The 20113-nt window shown below is 66.1% G+C and carries 18 protein-coding genes and 1 pseudogene; 12 read left to right on the top strand and 7 right to left on the bottom strand.

The features are described from left to right. Positions 1 to 6: 6 nt before the first annotated feature. Together P0R31_RS31085 and P0R31_RS31080 are read left to right on the top strand one after the other, a co-directional pair. Positions 7 to 699 carry a response regulator transcription factor gene (locus tag P0R31_RS31085; RefSeq protein WP_275518375.1) on the top strand — a complete coding sequence of 231 codons (693 nt, stop codon included), beginning with the start codon at positions 7 to 9 and terminating at the stop codon, positions 697 to 699. Beyond that, entirely contained in the window at positions 686 to 1762 is a 1077-nt protein-coding gene (locus tag P0R31_RS31080; protein WP_275518347.1) for a sensor histidine kinase, read from the top strand. Before P0R31_RS31085 ends, P0R31_RS31080 begins: the two co-directional genes overlap by 14 nt. Before the next feature lie 12 nt (positions 1763 to 1774). On the opposite strand, the gene P0R31_RS31075 is transcribed toward P0R31_RS31080, so the two are convergent. Together P0R31_RS31075 and P0R31_RS31070 are read right to left on the bottom strand one after the other, a co-directional pair. Then, a complete protein-coding gene (locus tag P0R31_RS31075; RefSeq protein WP_275518346.1) occupies positions 1775 to 2146 on the bottom strand; it encodes a response regulator transcription factor in 372 nt (123 codons plus the stop codon). After that, positions 2143 to 3009, bottom strand: coding sequence for a S1C family serine protease (locus P0R31_RS31070; protein ID WP_275518345.1), 867 nt, complete (start codon positions 3007 to 3009; stop codon positions 2143 to 2145). Before P0R31_RS31070 ends, P0R31_RS31075 begins: the two co-directional genes overlap by 4 nt. 192 nt (positions 3010 to 3201) lie before the next feature. Here P0R31_RS31070 and P0R31_RS31065 point away from each other — a divergent pair, with 192 nt between their 5' ends. The 4 genes from P0R31_RS31065 (at position 3202) to P0R31_RS31050 (ending at position 8838) form a co-directional block, all read left to right on the top strand. Beyond that, entirely contained in the window at positions 3202 to 4167 is a 966-nt protein-coding gene (locus P0R31_RS31065; protein ID WP_275518343.1) for a VOC family protein, read from the top strand. 62 nt (positions 4168 to 4229) lie between these two features. Next, complete coding sequence (locus P0R31_RS31060; RefSeq protein WP_275518342.1) at positions 4230 to 5105, top strand: dihydrodipicolinate synthase family protein; 876 nt, start codon at positions 4230 to 4232, stop codon at positions 5103 to 5105. A 163-nt stretch (positions 5106 to 5268) separates the two neighbouring features. Continuing rightward, positions 5269 to 6387 (top strand): S1C family serine protease, encoded by a 1119-nt coding sequence (locus P0R31_RS31055; protein ID WP_275518341.1) that lies wholly within the window; start codon positions 5269 to 5271, stop codon positions 6385 to 6387. A 126-nt stretch (positions 6388 to 6513) separates the two neighbouring features. Further along, positions 6514 to 8838 (top strand): xanthine dehydrogenase family protein molybdopterin-binding subunit, encoded by a 2325-nt coding sequence (locus P0R31_RS31050; protein ID WP_275518339.1) that lies wholly within the window; start codon positions 6514 to 6516, stop codon positions 8836 to 8838. Between the two features lie 199 nt (positions 8839 to 9037). Here P0R31_RS31050 and P0R31_RS31045 read toward each other — a convergent pair whose 3' ends face one another. Genes P0R31_RS31045 through P0R31_RS31035 form a run of 3 tightly spaced genes read right to left on the bottom strand, consistent with a single transcriptional unit; the run spans position 9038 to position 12256 of the window. Beyond that, entirely contained in the window at positions 9038 to 10234 is a 1197-nt protein-coding gene (locus P0R31_RS31045) for an acyl-CoA dehydrogenase family protein (protein ID WP_128264018.1), read from the bottom strand. A 13-nt stretch (positions 10235 to 10247) separates the two neighbouring features. Continuing rightward, a complete protein-coding gene (locus tag P0R31_RS31040; RefSeq protein WP_275518335.1) occupies positions 10248 to 11396 on the bottom strand; it encodes an acyl-CoA dehydrogenase family protein in 1149 nt (382 codons plus the stop codon). Between the two features lie 5 nt (positions 11397 to 11401). Next, positions 11402 to 12256, bottom strand: coding sequence for an enoyl-CoA hydratase (locus P0R31_RS31035; RefSeq protein ID WP_275518334.1), 855 nt, complete (start codon positions 12254 to 12256; stop codon positions 11402 to 11404). A 246-nt stretch (positions 12257 to 12502) separates the two neighbouring features. Here P0R31_RS31035 and P0R31_RS31030 point away from each other — a divergent pair, with 246 nt between their 5' ends. From P0R31_RS31030 to P0R31_RS31005, 6 genes and pseudogenes are all read left to right on the top strand, one after another. Continuing rightward, positions 12503 to 13111, top strand: coding sequence for a LemA family protein (locus P0R31_RS31030; RefSeq protein WP_275518333.1), 609 nt, complete (start codon positions 12503 to 12505; stop codon positions 13109 to 13111). Between the two features lie 201 nt (positions 13112 to 13312). Further along, on the top strand, positions 13313 to 14206 hold the full coding sequence (locus tag P0R31_RS31025; RefSeq protein ID WP_275518332.1) for a TPM domain-containing protein: 894 nt from the start codon (positions 13313 to 13315) through the stop codon (positions 14204 to 14206). 5 nt (positions 14207 to 14211) lie between these two features. Continuing rightward, entirely contained in the window at positions 14212 to 14709 is a 498-nt protein-coding gene (locus tag P0R31_RS31020; protein WP_275518331.1) for a TPM domain-containing protein, read from the top strand. A gap of 261 nt (positions 14710 to 14970) precedes the next feature. After that, a pseudogene (locus P0R31_RS31015) lies at positions 14971 to 15989 on the top strand (hypothetical protein). A gap of 93 nt (positions 15990 to 16082) precedes the next feature. Then, on the top strand, positions 16083 to 17621 hold the full coding sequence (locus P0R31_RS31010; protein WP_275518374.1) for a hypothetical protein: 1539 nt from the start codon (positions 16083 to 16085) through the stop codon (positions 17619 to 17621). A gap of 79 nt (positions 17622 to 17700) precedes the next feature. Further along, positions 17701 to 17865 (top strand): hypothetical protein, encoded by a 165-nt coding sequence (locus P0R31_RS31005; RefSeq protein ID WP_275518330.1) that lies wholly within the window; start codon positions 17701 to 17703, stop codon positions 17863 to 17865. 168 nt (positions 17866 to 18033) lie between these two features. Here P0R31_RS31005 and P0R31_RS31000 read toward each other — a convergent pair whose 3' ends face one another. Continuing rightward, entirely contained in the window at positions 18034 to 18681 is a 648-nt protein-coding gene (locus P0R31_RS31000) for a glutathione S-transferase family protein (RefSeq protein ID WP_275518329.1), read from the bottom strand. A 155-nt stretch (positions 18682 to 18836) separates the two neighbouring features. Continuing rightward, a complete protein-coding gene (locus tag P0R31_RS30995; protein WP_275518328.1) occupies positions 18837 to 20042 on the bottom strand; it encodes a CaiB/BaiF CoA transferase family protein in 1206 nt (401 codons plus the stop codon). Positions 20043 to 20113: the final 71 nt, after the last annotated feature.

Raw genomic sequence — 20113 nt, 5'->3', positions numbered from 1 at the left:
TTCTGCATGACCGGAGGTCACCGTCGCATCCTGGTCGTCGAGGACGATCCGGAAACCGCAGGCCAGCTCGTCGAGGAACTGACGGTTTCGGGCTACGACGTCGACCTCGCCGCCAATGGCCGCGAAGCCCTCAGCCAGGGCGCCGCGCGCGACTATGCGGTGATCACCATCGACCGCATGCTGCCCGATATCGACGGCATCAGCGTGATGCGCCAGCTGCGCGACGACGGCGTTGCCGCCCCCTTCCTGATCATCTCTGCGCTTGGCGAAGTCGACGACCGCGTGCGCGGCCTGCGCGCCGGCGGCGACGACTACCTCGTCAAGCCGTTCTCCTTCACGGAATTGCTGGCGCGGCTCGAGGCACTCGGCCGCCGCAGCGAGACCATCGCCAAGGAAACGCTGCTGCGCGTCGGCGATCTCGCCGTCGACCTGATCGCCCGCAGCGCCTTCCGCCGCGGCCGCAAGATCCCGCTGCTGCCGCGCGAATTCCAGCTGCTCGAATATCTCGTCCGCAACGAGGGCCGCGTCGTCTCCCGCGCGATGCTGCTGCAGCACGTCTGGGACCTGCATTTCGATCCCTCCACCAACATCATCGATGTCTATGTCGGGCGCGTCCGCCGCAAGGTCGACGATGCCCAGGCCTATCCGCTGATCCATACCATTCGCGGCATCGGATATTGCCTTCGTGCTCCTGGTTAAGACACTCCGGTCCTCGACCTTCCGCCTGGCGCTGATCGCGATCGCAGCGTTCGGGCTGATCGTCGCGGCGATCATGGCTTACCTCTATTTCGGCACCTTGGCCTATGTGGAGAGCCGGCTCGGCACGGTCGGCGATCATGACGGCTTCACCGGCATGATCGAGCTCGCGATGGCCGCCGTTGCCGCGCTGCTGCTGGTGCTCGCCGGGCTCGCGGCGGTGCTGGTGACGCGACGCACCGTGGGGCGGATCGAGCAGATCAACGCCACCAGCCGCGCCATCATGCTCGCAGGCCTCGACCAGCGTATCCCCTTGCGCGGCAGCAACGACGAATGGGATCGTGTCGCTGAAAACCTCAACCAGATGCTCGACCGCATCGAGACGCTGATGGGCGAGGTCAAGCAGGTCAGCGACAACGTCGCGCACGATCTGCGCACGCCGCTGACGCGCATGCGCGGCCGGCTGGAGAAGGCCTATCACGCGCCGCGCAACAGTGAGACGGATGCCGCGCTGATCGGCGACACCATCGCCGATCTCGATGCCGTGCTCGGCATGTTCGCCTCCATCACCCGGATCTCGGAGATCGAGACCCGCGCCCGCACCGGCGCCTTCCGCGTGCTTGATCTTTCCGAGATCGCCGCCGAGGTGGTCGAGCTCTACGATGCCGCTGCCGAGCAAGTTGCCACGCGCCTCAGCCTCGATGGTGACCACGAGGTCGCGATCACCGGCGACCGCGACCTCTTGTTCGACGCCATCGCCAATCTCGTCGACAACGCGATCAAGCATGGCCGCAAGGGCGGGCGGGTGATTGTGAGCTGCCGCAGGGCCGACGGCGGTGCGGTGATCTCGATTGCCGACGACGGTCCTGGCATTCCCGCCGAGCAGCGCGAGCATGTCTTCAAGCGCTTCTACCGGCTCGAGCAGAGCCGCTACACGCCGGGCAATGGTCTCGGCCTCAGCCTCGTCGCCGCGGTCGCGCGGCTTCATGGCGCCGAGATCGCGTTGCGCGACAATTCCCCGGGCCTGAAGGTCGAGCTCAGCTTCCTGCCGACCTCGGCCAAGTGAGGCGCGGTGCCGTCAAAGCTCGATCACGCCGCGCCGTGCCGCATGCGCCACTGCATCCGTGCGCCCGGTCGCATCCAGCTTGTCGAGCAGCGAGCCGACATGGAATTTCACGGTGTGCACGGAGATGCCGAGCTGCCGTGCGATCATCTTGTTGGAGGCGCCCTCGGCCATCAGCGCCAGCACGTCGAGCTCGCGCTGCGTCAGCGCGATGTCCGCAGGGCTGATGCGCGGATCGCGGGCTATGATTGTCGCGGCGGCATGCTCGCCGGGCGCGGCGAGGCGAAGCCCGGCCACATTGCCGAGCAGGGCCGCCAGGCGATCGGCGAGGGCGGCATCGTCGATCTCGAGCGACAGTACGATCTCGGCCGTCCTATCCTCGCTCACGCCTCCGGCCTTTCGCCGACCGTGACCTTGAAGCTGACCGGCTCGCCGCCACGGTGCACGGCGAGGTCGACCACCGCGCCGACGCTCGCCGGTCCCAGCGTTCGCGACAGTGCGCGCACGCCCGAGAGCTTCTGGCCGTTGACCGCTACGATCACGTCGCCCTGGCGGATGCCGGCCGCGGCCGAAGGCCCGGCCTTGTCGACATTCATCACCATCGCGCCGATGCCGTCGTCGAGCCGCACCGGCTGCAGCCCGAGGCCGAGATAACCGCGTGCGATGCGGCCGCGCGCCTCCAGCTGGGGCGCGACACGCTCGATCGTCGCCGTCGGGATCACCAGCACGCGTCGCGGGCCGAGCACGGCCATGCCGAAGGCTTCGCCCGATGCATCGAGCGCGAGCCCACCCTGCTGGCTGCCGCGCAGGCGGACATCGAGTTCGATTCGCGCATCGATGTCGCCGCCGCGCAAGGAGCGCCAGCCCTTGCCGGACGCCGACACCAGCCCGAGCGCCGCACTCGGTGTCTCCCGGTTGGTGGCGACCACGACCGACAATGCGCCCAGCGGCGGGACTGTGGTTGCGAGCTTGACCGGCGCGGCCGCGGCCTCAGCGCGCAGCAGCGCGATGTCGGTGGTGTGGTCGCGGCCGGCGATCGTGGCAGCGACCCGACGACCGTCGGCGAGGCCGATCTCGACCTCGCCCTCGTCGGCGAGGGCCTCATCGGCGGTGATGATCAGGCCGCTCTTCCAGACGAAGCCGGTTGCGCGAGCGCGATGCGAATGCACGGAGACGACGGACGGCGCGGTGCGCGCCACCACCTCCGCGAGCGCGGACGACAGTGAGGACAGGGGACTAGGATCAGTCATGGCGGGCTCCTGTAAGTTGTCCTCAATCTGGGATGCCGCGCGCGATTGCGAAACTGGCCGGGTGGCCAGGACCAGGACGGCCTCGTCAAGACCACGGCCGACGAACATGTGATTGGGAGCGCCTCACGGGAACGTGTAGCAATCCTAAAATTGGGCCATATGGCCTCGAGGATTTCCAGCGAGCCCTGACTGATGACCATCGACTTGACCCGCCGCACCCTGCTGCAGCTCGCCGGCGCCACCTCGCTCGCCATGGCCGCCGCAGCCGCGGCCCGTGCCGAGGGCACAGCGCAGGGCGGCGGCCCGACCTTTGCCAGCCGTACGCCGATGCGGGTCGGCATGGTGACGCTGCGGGTGAAGAATCTCGACAAAGTCGCAGATTATTACCGCGACGTGATCGGGCTCACCGTGATGGAGCGCTCGGCGGCCACAGCCAAGCTCGGCACCTCAGGCCTCACGCTGCTGGTGCTGGAGGCCAGGCCCGATGCCGCAATCGAGCCGCGCAACGCCGCCGGCCTCTACCACACCGCCTTCCTGATGCCGACGCGCAAGGACCTGGCGCGCTGGCTGGTTCATGCCGCCTCGCACCGCGTGCCGTTGTCGGGCTTCGCCGATCATCTCGTGTCCGAATCCGTCTATCTCGACGACCCCGAAGGCAACGGCATCGAGGTCTATGCCGACCGCGACCCCTCGCAATGGCAATGGAGCGAGGGCAGCGTGAAGATGGCGACCGACGAGCTCAACATTCCCGACCTGTTGTCGCTCACCAATACGCGCGTCCCTGACTATGCCAAGGCGCCGGATGGACTGCGCATCGGCCACATGCATCTGCGCGTCGGCGATCTCGCCCAGGCCGAGAGCTTCTATCACGGCACGATCGGCCTCGATCCGACCCGTCGCCGCAACGGCGCCGCGTTCCTGGCGTCGGGCCGCTATCACCACCACCTCGGCATGAACGTCTGGCAGAGCCAGGGCGCCGGCCAGCGCGACGATTCCACGACCGGTCTTGCCTGGTTCTCGCTGGTGATGGCGAAGCCGGAGCTGCTCGCCGCACAGGAAGAGCGCCTGCGCAAGGGCGGTGGGAAAGTCACGGCGCTCGCGGACGGGGTGGAGGCGATCGATCCCTGGGGCACGCGGGTGCGCCTGCTCAGGGTTTGATCGCCGGCGCCGGCATTGGTAATAGCGGTCAGCCGCAATCAATCGACCGGGATCTGCGCCGCATGTCCGAATTCCACGGTGTCTTTCCGTACCTCGTCTCGCCCGTCGATGCCGATGGCACGGTGCGAACCAACGTGCTGGCAAAACTCTGCGACGACCTGATCGGCGCCGGCGTGCACGGGCTGACGCCGCTGGGCTCGACCGGCGAATTCGCCTACCTCAATGCCGCGCAACGCATTGCGGTCGTGCAGACCACGATTGAGGCCGCGCAGGGCCGCGTGCCTGTCGTTGCCGGCGTCGCTTCGACCGCGACGGCGGATGCGGTGGCGCAGGCGAAAGCCTGTCAGAAGTGTGGGGCCGACGGCATCCTTGCGATTCTGGAGGCGTATTTTCCGCTGGCCGATGCGCAGGTCGAATCCTACTTCCGCGCCATCGCCGATGCCGTGGACATTCCCGTCGTCATCTACACCAATCCGCAATTCCAGCGCTCCGATCTCAGCCTCGACGTCATCGCGCGCCTCGCCGAGCATCCGCGCATCGGCTACATCAAGGATGCCTCGACCAACACCGGCCGCCTGCTCTCGATCATGAACCGCTGCGGCGACGCCTTGCGCGTGTTCTCCGCCTCCGCCCACATTCCGGCCGCGGTGATGCTGATCGGCGGCCGCGGCTGGATGGCGGGACCTGCCTGCATCATCCCGCGCCAGAGCGTGATGCTCTACGACCTCTGCACGGCCGGCCGCTGGGACGAGGCCATGGCGCAGCAGCGCCGGCTGTGGCGCATCAACGAAGCCTTCGCCCGCTTCAACCTCGCGGCCTGCATCAAGGCCGGCCTTGCGATCCAGGGCTACGACGTCGGCGACCCCGTCCCGCCGCAGGCACCGCTGACCGCCGAGGCGCGCAAAATCGTGGAAACGGCGCTGCGCGAGCTGGAATAGCTCGCCACGCGGCAATATGCCCCGTGCGGGAGCCAAAAAGAGCCCCCACCTGCGCAGCCAAGAAACTTCCTTGCGTTTGCGACGTTGCCGCGTGAGCGGCCTCTGTCGCCCACGCATGTGCATCTCAGAGCCCGCATTCAGCACAAGACACGGTGATCACCCAATGAATCGTCGCTATGCGATTGCCGCTGCAGCCTTCGCCGCCCTGCTGCTCGCCGTCACGGCCGCGAAGATCCTGCATGGCCCGATCTCGTATGTCCCATGGGCGGCGCCCTCCGCACGTGCCGTCGAGCAGCGCGGTCCGCTGTCGGACGGCGAGAAGGCGACCATCGACATCTTCGAGCGCGTATCGCCGTCGGTCGTTCAGGTTGCGGTCAGGTCGGCGGCAAGTCCCCTCGCAAGTCCCCTCATGGGCGAGGAGAGCCAGGGCGGTGGCGGCGCTTCCGGCACGGGATTTGTCTGGGACCGCGACGGTCACCTGGTGACGAACAATCATGTCGTCGCTAGTAGCGGCGAGATCGCCGTGCGCTTTGCCTCGGGAGAAGTGGCCCAGGTGGACCTCGTCGGCACGGCGCCCAATTACGATCTCGCGGTGCTGCGCATCCGCAGCGTGCGCCAGCTTCCGGCTCCGATTGCGCTGGGCAGTTCGAATGACCTGAAGGTCGGGCAATCCGCATTCGCGATCGGCAATCCTTTCGGGCTGGATCAGTCGATGACCTCTGGCATCATCAGCGCGCTCAAGCGCCGGCTCCCGACCCATGGCGGCCGGGAGATCGCCAACGTCATCCAGACCGATGCCGCGATCAACCCTGGCAATTCGGGCGGGCCATTGCTGGATTCCGCCGGCCGGCTGATCGGCGTCACGACCGCGATCATATCGCCGTCCGGATCGAACGCCGGCATCGGCTTCGCGGTGCCGGTCGATGTCGTGAACCGGATCGTTCCTGAGCTCATCCGCAACGGCCGCGTGCCGACACCGGGCATCGGCATCGTGGCCGCCGGCGAGGACGTCATGACGCGGCTTGGCGTCGAGGGGGTGATCGTGGTGCGCACGGCCCCCGGCAGCCCTGCCGAGCGCGCGGGCATTCGCGGCGTCAATTTTTCGACCGGCGCGGTCGGAGACATCATTACCGCGGCCGAAGGCAAGCCGGTGCGCCGCCTCTCCGATCTGACCGATGCGCTGGAGCAGGCCGGGGCCGGGAAGACCGTTCGGCTCACGGTCAAACGCGGCTCGGACACCCGTGACGTGAATGTGAGCATTGTCGATATCGACAGGTCCTAGCCGGCCAGTCCGCGCTGGCAAGGGGTTCTGACGCGCATTGCAGATGCGCCGGGGCTCGGTTGTCTGGCGCGCAAAATCGGTTAAAACCGCCGCCGTCGTTTTTCCCGATCTCGAGGATACAGCGGAATGAACATTCTTCCCGGCAATTTGCGTTTCGGAGCGGGGCAGCCCGTCAAGCGTTTGGAAGACCAGAGGCTGCTCACCGGGAAGGGACAGTTCATCGACGACAAGCCGGCGGACGGCGCCTTGTGGTTGCACGTGCGGCGCTCGCCGCACGCCCACGCCAAGATCGTCTCGATCGACACCAGCGCCGCGGCTTCGATGCCCGGCGTCACCGCGATCTACACCGGCGCAGACCTCGTCAGGGACGATATCGGCACCATCCCGACGCTGAACATCTTCAAGCGCCCGGACGGCAAGCCGATGACGGTGCCGCCGCGCCGGCTGCTCGCCCACGAGGTCGTCCGCTACGCCGGCGAGGCCGTGGCCGCAGTGGTGGCCTCCTCGCGCGTGGAGGCGCAGAGCGCGGCCGAGGCGATCGCGGTCGAATACGATGTGCAGCCCGCGGTGGTCGATCCCGTCGAGGCCGTGAAATCAGGCGCGCCCGCGGTGTGGCCGGAGGCGCCCGACAACATCGTCGGCGCGATGTCTTACGGCGACGCCGCGAAGGTGGACGAGGCCTTTGCCAAGGCGGCGCACACCGTCGAGCTCGATATCGTCAGCCAGCGTCTCGTTCCGTCCGCGATGGAGCCGCGCTCGACCATTGCCGAGATCGACAAGAAGTCCGGACGTCTCCTTCTGCATGTGCAGTCGCAGACGCCGGCCTCGACCCGCGACGTGCTGGCGGAAGCCGTGCTGAAGCGGCCCAAGGACAGCGTCCGCGTGCTGGTCGGCGACATCGGCGGCGGCTTCGGCCAGAAGACCAATCTCTATCCCGAGGACGGCATCGTCGCCTATGCCGCGACCAAGCTGAACAAGAAGATCCGCTGGCGCGGCGACCGCACTGACGAGTTTGTCGGCGGTACCCACGGCCGCGATCTCACCTCCAGGGCGTCCTTCGCGCTGGATGAGAAGGGCAAGGTGCTGGCCTATCGCGTCAAGTCGATCGGCTGCACCGGCGCCTATTCTTCCGGAGCGGCGAACATCATCCCGCTGGTGCTGGGGCCGTTCGTGCAGACCGGTGTCTACGACCTGCCGCTGGTGCATTTCGAGGTGATGTCGGTGATGACCCACACCGCGCCGGTCGGAGCCTATCGCGGCGCCGGCCGTCCCGAAGCGGTGTTCATCGTCGAGCGCCTCTTCGACGCTGCTGCGCGAAAAATCGGCATGGATCCGCGCGCGATCCGCAAAGTCAACTACATCAAGCCGGCACAGCTGCCCTACACCAATGCGGCCGGGCAGGTCTACGATTCCGGCGCCTTCGCGCACATGCTCGACCGCGCCGTGAAGCTCGCTGACTGGGACGGCTTTGCAGCGCGCAAGAAGGCGGCGAAGAAGAAGGGCCTGCTCTACGGCCGCGGACTCACCTCCTACATCGAGTGGACCGGCGGCCGCGCCCACACCGAGAAGGTCAGCCTGCACGCGACCTCGCAAGGGCGCGTCGTGCTGCATTCCGGCACCATGGCGATGGGGCAGGGGCTGCAGACCACCTACACCCAGATGATCTCCGACACGCTCGGCATCCCCATGGACAAGATCGACGTAGTGCAGGGCGACACTGATCTCGCCATGGGCTTCGGCAGCGTCGGTTCGCGCTCGCTGTTCGTCGGCGGCACGGCGGTCGCGGTCTCCTCCAATGACTTGATCCAGAAGGCGCGCGAGAAGGCAGCGAACGTGCTGGAGACCTCGGTCGAGGACATCGAATATCAGGGCGGCATGCTCACCGTGGTCGGCACCGACCGCCGCATCAGCCTGTTCGATCTCGCCGAGAAGGAGAGCGGCGCCAGGCTCAGCGTCGATTCCGAAGGCGAGGTCGATGGTCCCAGCTGGCCGAACGGCACGCATATCTGTGAGGTCGAGATCGACCCCGAGACCGGCGTCTCCAAGGTCGTGCGCTACACCACGGTCGACGACGTCGGCGTTGCCGTGAACCCGATGCTGGTCACCGGCCAGATCCATGGCGGCGTCGCGCAGGGCATCGGCCAGGCGCTGTATGAGGGCGTCTCCTACGATCCGGACGGCCAGCTCCTCACCGCGAGCTACCAGGATTACTGCATCCCGCGAGCCGATGACGTGCCGCCGATCGTGGTGACGCTGGACGATTCCGCGCCCTGCCGCACCAATCCGCTCGGCGCCAAGGGCTGCGGCGAATCCGGCGCCATCGGTGGCCCGCCCTGCGTCACCAACGGTGTGATGGACGCGCTCGCCGAGCTCGGCATCACCCAGCTGAATACGCCGCTGACGCCGCAGAAGATCTGGCAGGCGATCCGGGACGCGAAGGCGGCGGGGTAAGTGCGCTAGCTGTTGCGCAGGCTATTGCGCCAAACTCAGCTCGTCGTCCCGGGGCGCGCAAAGCGCGAGCCCGGGACCCATAACCACAGGGAGTGGTTATTGCCAAATTGGTAACTCCGGGTCTCCGTAACCACGTCCGCTTGTGGTTATGGGTCCCCGCCTTCGCGGGGACGACACCGAGTATGTCGCGCCAGCTCGCCTAAATCCCCAGCATCATCTTCGCGATGATATCGCGCTGGATCTCCGAGGTGCCGCCAAAGATGGTGTAGGCACGGCCGTTGAGATATTCTGGCATCACCGTCAGCATCTCCTCAGGGATCGCGGGCTCGTGGTTGAGCTTGTAGAGCGGCCGCATCGGCTCGACGGCGAGGGCGTCGTGGCCGATCACGTCGGCTCCTAACCGCGTCACGGCCTGGCGGATCTCGCTGTTGCGCAGCTTCAGGATCGACGACACCGCGCCGGGATTTTGGCCGGTCTGCAGTGCCGAGAGCACGCGCAGCTCCGTCATCTCGAGCGCGTCGATGTCGACCTCGACCTCGGCAATCCGCGTCGCGATGTCGGGGCTGTCGATGGCGCGGCCCGTGAGGTCGGACTCGGCAAGATCGGCAATCGCCTTCAATCCTTCGCGCAGCTTGGCCGAGGCGATGCCCGCGCCGCGCTCGAACTCGAGCAGATATTTGCCGTAGGTCCAGCCCTTGCCTTCCTCGCCGACGCGATTTGCGACGGGCACGCGGACGTCGTCGAAGAACACCTGGTTGACCTCGTGGTCGCCGCCGATGGTGAGGATGGGACGGATGGTGATGCCTGGCGTCTTCATGTCGATCAGGATGAAGCTGATGCCGTCCTGCTGCCGCGGGCCGTCGCTGGTGCGCACCAGCGCGAACATGCGGTTGGCGTGATGCGCGTGCGTGGTCCAGATTTTGGTGCCGTTGATGATGTAATCGTCGCCGTCGCGCACCGCGCGCGTCTTGAGGGACGACAGATCTGAGCCGGAGCCCGGCTCGGAATAGCCCTGGCACCAATAATCCTCGCCGGAGAGAATCCGCGGCAGGTAGAAATTCTTCTGCTCGGGGCTGCCGAAGCCGATGATGACGGGCCCGACCATCTTCACGCCCATCACGTTGACGTTGGGCACGCCGGCGCGGGCGCACTCCGTCTCGAAGATCCAGCGCTGCGCCGGTGTCCAGTCGGGGCCGCCATATTCGACCGGCCAGCCCGGCGCGCCCCAGCCTTGGGCGTGCAGCGCGCGCTGCCAGGCCATGCCGATGTCGGGGTCGGAGAACACCGATGGCGTCAGCGCGGTCGCGCGCTTCATTTCCTCGGTGAGATTCTTGGCAATGAAGCCGCGCACCTCGCTCTGGAAGGCGCGCTCCTCGGCATTGAACGACAGGTCCATGATGCGCTCCTTGTTAAGCAGAGATGGCCCTGCGGCTCAGCTCGGCGTGGCGGGCATAGTGATGGGCGCTGCCGCCGAACAGCGTGTCGAAGGCGACCAGCCGCTTGAAATAGGCGCCGACCTCGAGCTCCTCGGTGACACCCATGCCGCCATGGAGCTGGATCGACTGCTCGCCGACGAAGCGCGCGCATTTGCCGATCTTCGCCTTCGCGCCCGAGGCTGCCCGGGCACGCTCGATCGGCGCGCTATCGGCCTTCAACGCAGCCCGCAGCGCCATCGAGCGCGCCTCGTCCACCTGCATCGCCATGTCGGCGAGGCGGTGGCGGATCACCTGGTTGGCGGAGAGCGGCCGGCCGAATTGTTTTCGGATCTTGGTGTAGTCGAGCGTGGTGTCGAGCAGCGTCTGCATGATGCCGACAGCTTCCGCACCTAGCGCGGCCATGGCGCGATCAATCGCCCATTCGATCGCGGGCACGGCGTCGCTGCCGTCGCCGAGCAGGGCGTCTTCCGGCAGATGCGCGTCGAACAGCTCGATGTTGCAGGCGCGTCCGCCGCCGAGACGCGGATAATCACTGATGACGAGACCCGGCGTCGTCGCCTGCACGAGGAACAGGCCGATCCGCCCCGAGGGGCCCTGATGATCGTGGATATGGGCGGAGACGATGATCGCATCGGCGGCATGTCCGTCGAGCACGGCGATCTTGCTGCCGGAAAGGCGCCAGCCTTGTCCGGTCTTGTTGGCGCTGGTCGTGACCTTGGCAAGATCGAACCGGGCGGCGCGCTCCGAATGCGCCAGCGCAAGCTTCAGTGATCCTTCCGCCACCTTGGGCAGGCTCGCCTGCTTCTGCTCGCTGGTGCCGCATCTGGCGATCAGCGCGGCCCCGAGCACGACGGTTGCGACATAAGGCTCAGAAACCAGGCCCCGGCCGAAGGCCTCCATCAAGATGCCGATATCGACCGCGCCGCCGCCGAGCCCGCCGAACTCTTCCGGAAGCGGCAGTGCCAGCCAGCCGAGCTCGGCGAACTGCTTCCAAACGGCCGGGCTGAAGCCGAGCGGATCGTTCGCGATTCTGCGGCGGTGCTCGGCATCGTAGCTCTCGGCCACGAATCGTTCCGCGCTCTCGCGCAGCAACTTTTGCTCGTCACTGAGATTGAGATCCATCGCGTCTACTCCGCGGCGGCGGGCGGCCTGCGCACGGAGGGATGCAGGCCGGATGGATCGACGATCATGCCGAACTCCTGGAGATTGTGCGCGTGGCAGAGCTGATGCAGCGCGAAGGCCTGGTCGATCGCGGCCGGCTGGCCCATGACATCGACCGAGCGGTTGACCGCCTCCTTGGTCAGCTTCAGCGCGAAGGATGGTTTTGTCGCGATCCTTCGCGCCAGCTCCAGCACGCGCGACGAGAGCTCGGCGCGCGGCACGATTTGGTTGACCATGCCGAGCTGGTGCGCCTCCTGCGCGCTCCAGCTGTCGGCGGTGAACAGGAACTCCTTGGCCTTGCGTGCACCCAGCTCCCAGGGATGCACGAACCATTCGACGCCGCACACGCCCATGGTGACGACGGGATCGCAGAACTGCGCATCGTCGCTGGCAACGATGAGGTCGCAGGCCCAGGCCAGCATCAGCCCGCCGGCGATGCACTTGCCATGCACCTCGGCAATGGTGGGCTTTGCCAGATTGCGCCAGCGCCGCGTGATCTGGAGATATATCTCCTGCTCGCGGGCGAACCGGCCATGGGCGTTCGGCTCGGCGAAACCGCCCCAATTTCCGATCGGCGGGAAATCGACCCCAGCGGTATTCTTGTCTCCGGGGCGCAGGTCGTGGCCAGAAGAGAAGTGCGGGCCGTTGCCGGCGAGAATGATCACCTTGACCGCATCGTCCTGCACTGCCGCATCGAAGGCGGCGTTGAGGTCGTAGGTCATTTGCAGGTTCTGCGCGTTGCGCGCCTCGGGCCGGTTCATCACGACACGGACGATCGCCGGCTCCGGCCGTTCCACGAGGATGGTCTCGAACGAGGACATCGCGTTCCCCCTGGTGTTTCCGCTCTTGTTTTGCCGGAGTTGACTATGTCGGCCGGTGCGAGGCAAGAGGCTTGCGTCAGCCGGCTGGGGCACCCCATTCGCCGCAGTCATTCCGGGATGGTCCGAAGGACCAGACCCGGAATCTCGAGATTCCGGGTTCGCTTCGCGCCCCGGAATGACGCGGAAGCTAGCAGCGTGTGATCGCTATCTGATATTGAATCACAGGATTCCACCGGGAGAAATTTGATGCGCAAGATCCTGACCGTGCTGGCCGCCCTGGCCTCGCTGAGCCTGACCAATTGCGGCTACAACGCGATCCAGAGCGAGGACGAGCAGATCAAGTCCGCCTGGTCCGAGGTGGTGAACCAGTATCAGCGCCGCGCCGATCTCGTGCCCAATCTCGTCAACTCGGTGAAGGGCTTTGCCCAGCAGGAGAAGGACGTGCTGCTCGGCGTCACCAATGCCCGCGCCAAGGTCGGCAGCATCCAGGCGACGCCGGAGGTGCTGAACGATCCCGCCGCGTTCCAGAAATTCCAGGCCGCCCAGGGCGAGCTTTCCAGCGCGCTGTCGCGCCTGCTGGTCGTGACCGAGAACTATCCGCAGCTGAAGTCCGACGCCCTGTTCAAGGATTTGATGTCGCAGCTCGAGGGCACCGAGAACCGCATCACGGTGGCGCGCAACCGCTACATCAAGGCGGTGCAGGATTATAACGTCACTGTCCGCTCGTTCCCGACCAATCTCACCGCGATGGCGTTCGGCTACAAGGAGAAGCCGAACTTCTCGGTCGAGAACGAGAAGGCGATCTCGACCGCGCCGAAGGTGGACTTCAATCCGGCGCCGGCGCCGTCGAAGTAGTCGCGTTCGGCCCCGATGCGCGTCCCACCCACCACTGTCATTCCCCGCGAAAGCGGGGAATCCAGTACGCCGCGGCCTCTCCATATGCCACAGGCGTCTCTGGAATACTGGATCGCCCGGTCCCGGCTTCGCCAAGGCTACGCCGAGGCTTACACGGGTGCTCGGCGCGCCGCAGCTTCAGCGAAGGCGGCAAGCCTGGCGATGACGGCGAGGGTGTGGTGCGCGGTCATCGTTGCAGCACTCTTCCTCATCTTTGCCTTCCCCGCCCACGCCGACGTCGTCGTCCCCCAGCTCACCGGCCGTGTCGTCGATCAGACCGGCACGCTCTCCAGCGGCGACATCGCCGCGCTCACGCAAAAGCTGCGCGACTTCGAGAACCGCAAGGGCAGCCAGATCGCCGTGCTGATCGTCCCGACCACGCAGCCGGAGACGATCGAGCAATTCTCGATCCGGGTCGCGGAGGCTTGGAAGATCGGCCGCAAGAAGGTCGACGACGGCGCGATTCTCGTCGTCGCCAAGAACGACCGGCATTTGCGCATCGAGGTCGGCTACGGTCTCGAGGGCGCGCTCACCGACGTCACCTCCCGGCGCATCATCGACGAGGCTATCACCCCGAAATTCAGAAGCGGCGATTTCGCTGCGGGCATCAGCGCAGGCGTCGACCGCATGTTGCGGGTGATCGATGGCGAGCCGCTGCCGTCACCCTCGCGCAGCGTCAACTTCGCCCACAATAATCTGGATGATCTGGCGCCAGTGTTTGCGGTGGCGCTGTTTGCCTCGATCGGCGTCGGCGGGTTCTTCCGCGCCATCCTGGGGCGGCTGCTCGGATCATTGGTGACCGGGGGCATCATCGCAGCGGTAACTTGGCTCATTCTCGGCTCCGCGGCGCTCGCGGCGGCTGTCGGCATCCTCGGCTTCATCGTCGGATTTATCGCCGATCTGTTTTCGGCGATCACGCCAGGCACGGGTCGTTCGCGCGGCGGCTCGTGGTCGAGCGGCTCCTCCGGCGGATGGAGCAGCGGATCGTCGAGTAGCGGCGGCTTCAGCGGCGGCGGCGGCAGTTTCGGCGGCGGCGGCGCCTCGGGGAGCTGGTAGCGATCATGAGCATCAAGCGCATTGCCCGACATCTCGTGCAGCATCATTGGCGGGCGAAGCAGATCTTTCCGCAAGCGGTGCTCGATCGCATCGAGCAGGCGATCAAGCGCGCCGAAGCCACCCATTCCGGCCAGGTCCGCTTTGTCGTCGAAGGGGCGCTCGACGGCGGTCCGCTGTTCCGCAACCAGCCGGCCCGCGCGCGCGCCCTCGATGTGTTCTCGCATCTGCGTATCTGGGACACCGCCCATAACAATGGCGTTCTGATCTATCTCCTGCTCGCCGACCGCGACGTCGAGATCATCGCCGATCGAGGCATCGACGCGAAGGTCGGCGCGGAGGGTTGGGAGACGATCTGCCGCGCGATGGAGGCCGAGTTCAGATCGGGCCGGTTCGAACGCGGCGTGATCAGCGGCATCGAGGCCGTGTCGCGCGAAATGGCAAAGCATTTTCCGAAGCAGGGGCCGCATGCGAACGAGTTGCCGGATGCCCCGGTGGTGATGTGAGGGACAGTGATGTGGACGGAGCGGGCGCCGCTCACTCCGTCGCACTGTCGCTCTGGAGGAAGACCATTCCGCCGCCGTTCATCTTCCCCCGATTACAAATTGTTTCACGCCCGCCACACCGGTTCCACGTTCCCGGCCCAATTCGGCCCCGGATGAATTCCTAAAATTTAGGTAAGCGGGTCCCGAGGTAAGGATTTCGCAAGCAATGAAAGTTACCAAAAGGTCAACCGAGACTGGAGTATTTGAGCCGTGAGCGAACCAATGCCCGAGCAGGCTGCCCACGATGCCGCTGCCATCGACGCCGCAGCACCGCAGGCCATCGAGGCTGCCGCCGGTATCGAGGCCCCCTCGATCGCCCCCGATCACGAAGCGCCGCCCAAGCCCGATCCGGTCAAGGCGGACGCCCCGAAGATTGAGCCGCCGCGGATCGAAGTGCCGAAGTTTGAGGCCAAGACTGAGGCCAAGACTGACGCCAAAGCTGAGGCCAAGCCCGAGCCGAAGCACGGCAAGCTCATGGTCATGCCGCCCGCCGACCGCTGGGAGCGCGAGGAGTTCGCCCCGCATGGGAAGGCGGACGAGCCGCGCGAGTCCGGCAGCAAGCGCCGGCTGTCGGCGATGGCCGCGGTGGTGGCGATTGCCGCCAGCGTCGGCGCGATCAGCGGCGCGCTTGCGACCGCCGGCATGATGCGTTTCGCCGCACCCGCCCCGGCTCCGCTCCAAGTCGCTCCGGTCCAAGTCGCCGATACCAGCGCGCTGGATGCGTCCGTGGCGCGGATCGATGCCGACCTCGTCGCCCTGAAGGCCAATGTCGAGCAGAGCTCGAAGACCGGCCTCACCCAGTTCAACCGGGCCAACGACCGCCTGGACAAGCTCGAAAAGGCGCAGGCCGAGCCGCTGGCCAGGATCGCAAAGCTGTCCGAGGCCGTCGACAAGCTCCGCGCCACGCCGCCCGCCGCGCCCGCGCAGGCCGCAGCAGCGGCGTCCAAGGAGACCACCGGCTCGATCGCGCCGACCCAGCCCCAGACTCAGCTCGCGACCGCCGCGGCCGCACCGGCCCGGTCGGCGCAGCGCCCAAGACCGAAGTCGGACGTCTGCCGACGATTGAAGGCTGGCGGCTGCGCAACGCCAGCAACGGCGGCGCGCTGATCGAGGGTCGCGACGGGCTCTATGAGGTCTATCCCGGCGATCCCATCCCCGGCGTCGGCCGTGTTGATGCGATCCGCCGCCAGGATGGCCGCTGGGTGGTCGTCACCTCAAGGGGGCTGATCGTCGGACGCTGAGCGTCCGATATCCGACTTTCGAAGAGGCGCTTCACCGCGATGTGAAGCGCCTTTTCGCTTGAATAGGCATGCTTGCGCGGTGTTACCTCAGGCATGGGCCGCGCCTTGCGAATTCTCGTTGCTGCCGCCGCATTGCTGGGCGGTGTCGTTTCGCTCTTGGCAGCGGAGAGCACCGCGCTGACGCGCGGCACCGCGATCACCGATCCCGATCTCCTGCGCAAGCTCGACCAGAACAACACGCTGACGATCTCGCGTCTTTTGTCGCCGGAGCGGAATTCGGGCGTCCCGCTCACGACCGAGCTGATGTTCGCCTCGCTGCCGCAGCTGAAGCCGGTTCTGCCGGCGATCGATGCGGAATTCGAACGCTATATTGCCTGGTACAAGGCGACCTACCCGGGCGAGACCATCGGCGTCGGCGAGGGCTTTGATGCGCAATTGTTCGACCTAGCGAGCTTGAAATCGCGTGATGCGCGCTTCGTGCTGGCTGGCATCGTCAATCGCATGGACCGTGCCTATGTCTCGGAGGAGTCCTGTGGCGAGATCCGGCTGATCTATCGTCTGGCGCGCTTCGACAGCGGGCCGAATGGCGGCAAGACCGCAACGCGCCTGCCGATGACATTCAACCTCGTGATGAAGGCGCGCGATGGGCGCCAGACGGATGCGAGGGGCAAGCCGATCAGCTGCGCCGAGATCGCGCGGCGCTGGCTCGACAATGGCGACTGGCAAGGCTTGATCGGCAGCCGCTTCCCGCCTGACGACGCCATGCTCGACCGCATCGAGACCAACATCCAGGTCTCGGTCGCGCCGAAATCGGCGCTGCACGATTTCCGCTCCGATTATCTTCTCAAGACGTTCAAGTACGACGCCGCCACCAGGACGTTCGAGGAATCGACGCTGGAGAACCAGATCGACCGCGACCGCATCCTTGCCGACGATGCACTGCGGCGCGACTTCAAGGCCTGGCTGCTCGCGCCCGAGAACTTGCGCGAATTCGATCGTGGCACGGTGTTGATCCCCGAGAAATTCCTGGCTAGGTCCGCAATTGTGCCGACCCCCGCCGGCCTTGACGCCTCAGCCTTGCAGCCGGAGTTCGGCTTGATGCAGGGGGAGGGCAAAGGCGATCCCGTCTTCACCGACAATGACGTGGTCGGCGCGCTGAAGCAGGCCGCGGCACGCGGCCTCGACATGCAGAACGTCCGTTCGGTCGCAGGCTTCCAGCGCCGTCTCAACGACGTCACCTGCGCCGGCTGTCACCAGACCCGTGGCATCGGCGGCTTCCATTTCCCGGGCGTCGATTGGCTTGCGGACAGACCGTCGAATGCCGCCATCGTGGCGGCCTCGCCGCACTTCTTCGGCGACCAACTCCGCCGCCGCGACATCCTGACCGCGTTCGCGGCCGGAAAAACCCCTGATTTCTCACGCGGATTTGCCAGCCGGCCACAGACCCGCGGCAGAAGCGAGCTGGCCGGCAGCGAATATCAGGACGGCTGGGGCGCGCATTGTTCCCTGCAAGATCCGGGATCGGGAACGCCCGACAGGAGTTTTACGTCATGGAGCTGTGCCAACGGTCTGACCTGTCAGGCTGCCGCGGCCTCGCGCCGCGTCGGCATGTGCTTCATCAAGACGCGTTAGTGCGTGGTCCAGGAAAAGTGTGGAGCGGCTTTCCGAAGGATCACGCGCAAGATAAAGTCTCAAGCGATTTGGATGACCCATGACGGATACCGGCGGAGCCAACAAGGCGCGCAATCGCGAGATTGCGCGGAACGAGGAAGCCAAGCAGGTCATCGGCAGCGCCCGCGTGAGCATCTGGGCCGTCGCGGTGGCCGTCATCGTCGGCGGAATTCTGTTCACGTTCGGCTGGCTGGCGTTGCGGTGAAATCTCTCTCGATACGATCCCGGAACGGGCTGCAGGTTCGCCTCGCCCCGCTTGCGGGGAGAGGCCGACGCGCGAAGCGCGGCGGGTGAGGGGGACTCTCCGCGAGTCTCGCTATCACCGTCCCCGTGGAGACTCCTCCTCAAGCGGGGAGAGGGGACAAGTAAGTCCTCACTTCGCGTAGTTCGTCATCCGTTTTCCCGGCAGCAGCTCGTAAGCCGGCTTCCAGCCCGGCAGCGCGGCCATGCGGCCGAGCCAGGCGTGGATGGCCGGATGGCTCGACGCGAAATCGAAGCCATGCTCGTCGCTGGGATAATGCAGATAGGCCATCATCGAGATGTCCGCGACTGTCGGCCTTGCGCCAATCGCGAAATCATTGTGCTGGAGATGGCCATCGAGGATGCCGAGAAAGTCCTCGAGCCGCCGGCGGAAATGCTTCAGCACCTGCGGATCGTTCTTCTCGGTGAAGGCACGCATGAAGCGGTAGGTCGCCATGTAGCCGGTGAGCTTGTGGTTGTCCCAGAACAGCCAGCGCAGCAACTCGAATTTCTCGTCCTCCGTCTCGGCGCCGAAACGGCCATATTGCTCGGCCAGTTTCAGCAGCAGCGGCGCGGTCTGCGTCATCTTCACGCCGTCGATCTCGAGCACGGGAATCTCGCCCATCTCGTTCACGGCCTTGCGCCACTCGGCCGTGCGCGTGACGCCGCCGGCAAAATCGGTCCAGACCGGCTCGAACGTCTCGCCGCAGAGCGTCAGCATCAGCGCCAGCTTGTAGCTGTTGCCGGATTCGGGGAAGTAGTGCAGGCGGTAGCTAGGCATGGGACCTCGCGGCATGGGTGTGTTGCCGATCGTTATAGCGAGATAGTCCCTCGCCGTCATTGCGAGCGCAGCGAAGCAATCCAGCAATGCGTCCGCGGAGACACTCTGGATTGCTTCGCTGCGCTCGCAATGACGAGGTTAGAGCGAGCGCGCTTCTACCCCACCGCTCCCGACCCTCGCAGCTGCTTGATCGCCGCCTCGTCGTATCCCGCGCCGCGCAAAATCTCGTCACTGTGCTCGCCGACGGCCGGCGGCTTGCGCGGCTGCACCTTCTTGGCGCCATCGATCCAGATCGGGCTATTGATCGTCAGCATGGTGTCGTTCTCGAACGGCACCAGCACCTCGTTGTCGAGCATCTGCTTGTCGTTGGGAATGTCGTCCAGGATGGCGACGACGCCGAACACCAGGCCGTTGCCGTCGAGGATTTTGCGCCATTCGGCGAGATCCCTGGTGGCGAAGGTCTCGTCCAGGATCCTGATCAGCTCGACCGAGCGGGCGTGACGGTCGGCCTTGGTGACGAAGCGGGGATCGTTGATCAGATCCTCGCGGCCGAGGCATTTGGCCAGCGTCGGAAACTGCTTCTCCTCATTCAGCAGCGACAGGATCAGCCAGCGGCCGTCCTTGCACTGGTAATGGCTGGCGACCGCGTTCAGCGCGCGCTCGCGCGGGCGCCGCTCGCCGAACTTGGCGCCGCAGAGTTTTGCCTGCGCAAGCACGCTCGCCGCCCACACCCCGTTCGCCATCAGATTGGATGCGACATGCGAGCCCTTGCCGGTCTTCTCGCGCTGATACAGCGCGGTGACGATCGCGCCGTAGAACGCCATGGCGCAGGGATGATCGCCCATGCCCGCAACCGAGCGCGCCGGCGTGGTGTCGGTGTCGGCGCGGACGAGATCCATCAGGCCGGAGCGCGCCCAATAGGCGTTGCTGTCGAAGCCGGGCTTGTTGGCTTCTTCGCCCTTTTCGCCATAGCCGGTGAAGGAGGCGTAGATCAGCCGGTCGTTGAGATGGGCGAGGTGGTCATAGGTGATGCCGAGCTTGGTGCGCACCGGCGGCGGCATGTTGGTGATGAAGACGTCGGCCTCCGCCACCAGTCTATAGAGCACGGCCTGCGCCTCCGGCTTCGACAGGTCGAGCGCGATGCTCTTCTTGTTGCGCGCCTCCAGCAGCCAGGCGAAATTGTGCTCGCCTGATGGATAGCCCGGCAAATTGGGCAGGTTGCGATAGGGATCGCCAGTGCCGGGCGGCTCGATCTTGATGACGTCGGCGCCGAAATCCGACAGCACGGTCGCGGCCGCCGGCGCTGCGATGAAGCTCGCGCAGTCCAGCACCTTCAGGCCTGCAAAAATGCCCTTCTCCATCGCGGCGTCGCTCCCTCGATTCAGTCGTTTCCCGCGCGCTGGAATTGGCGCGGGCGGGTGATGAGAGCATT

The sequence above is a fragment of the Bradyrhizobium yuanmingense genome (assembly GCF_029167105.1).
Taxonomy (GTDB): Bacteria; Pseudomonadota; Alphaproteobacteria; order Rhizobiales; family Xanthobacteraceae; genus Bradyrhizobium; species Bradyrhizobium yuanmingense_A.
Note: the sequence above shows the minus strand (reverse complement) of the source record. Positions and strands in the feature narration are given on the sequence as shown.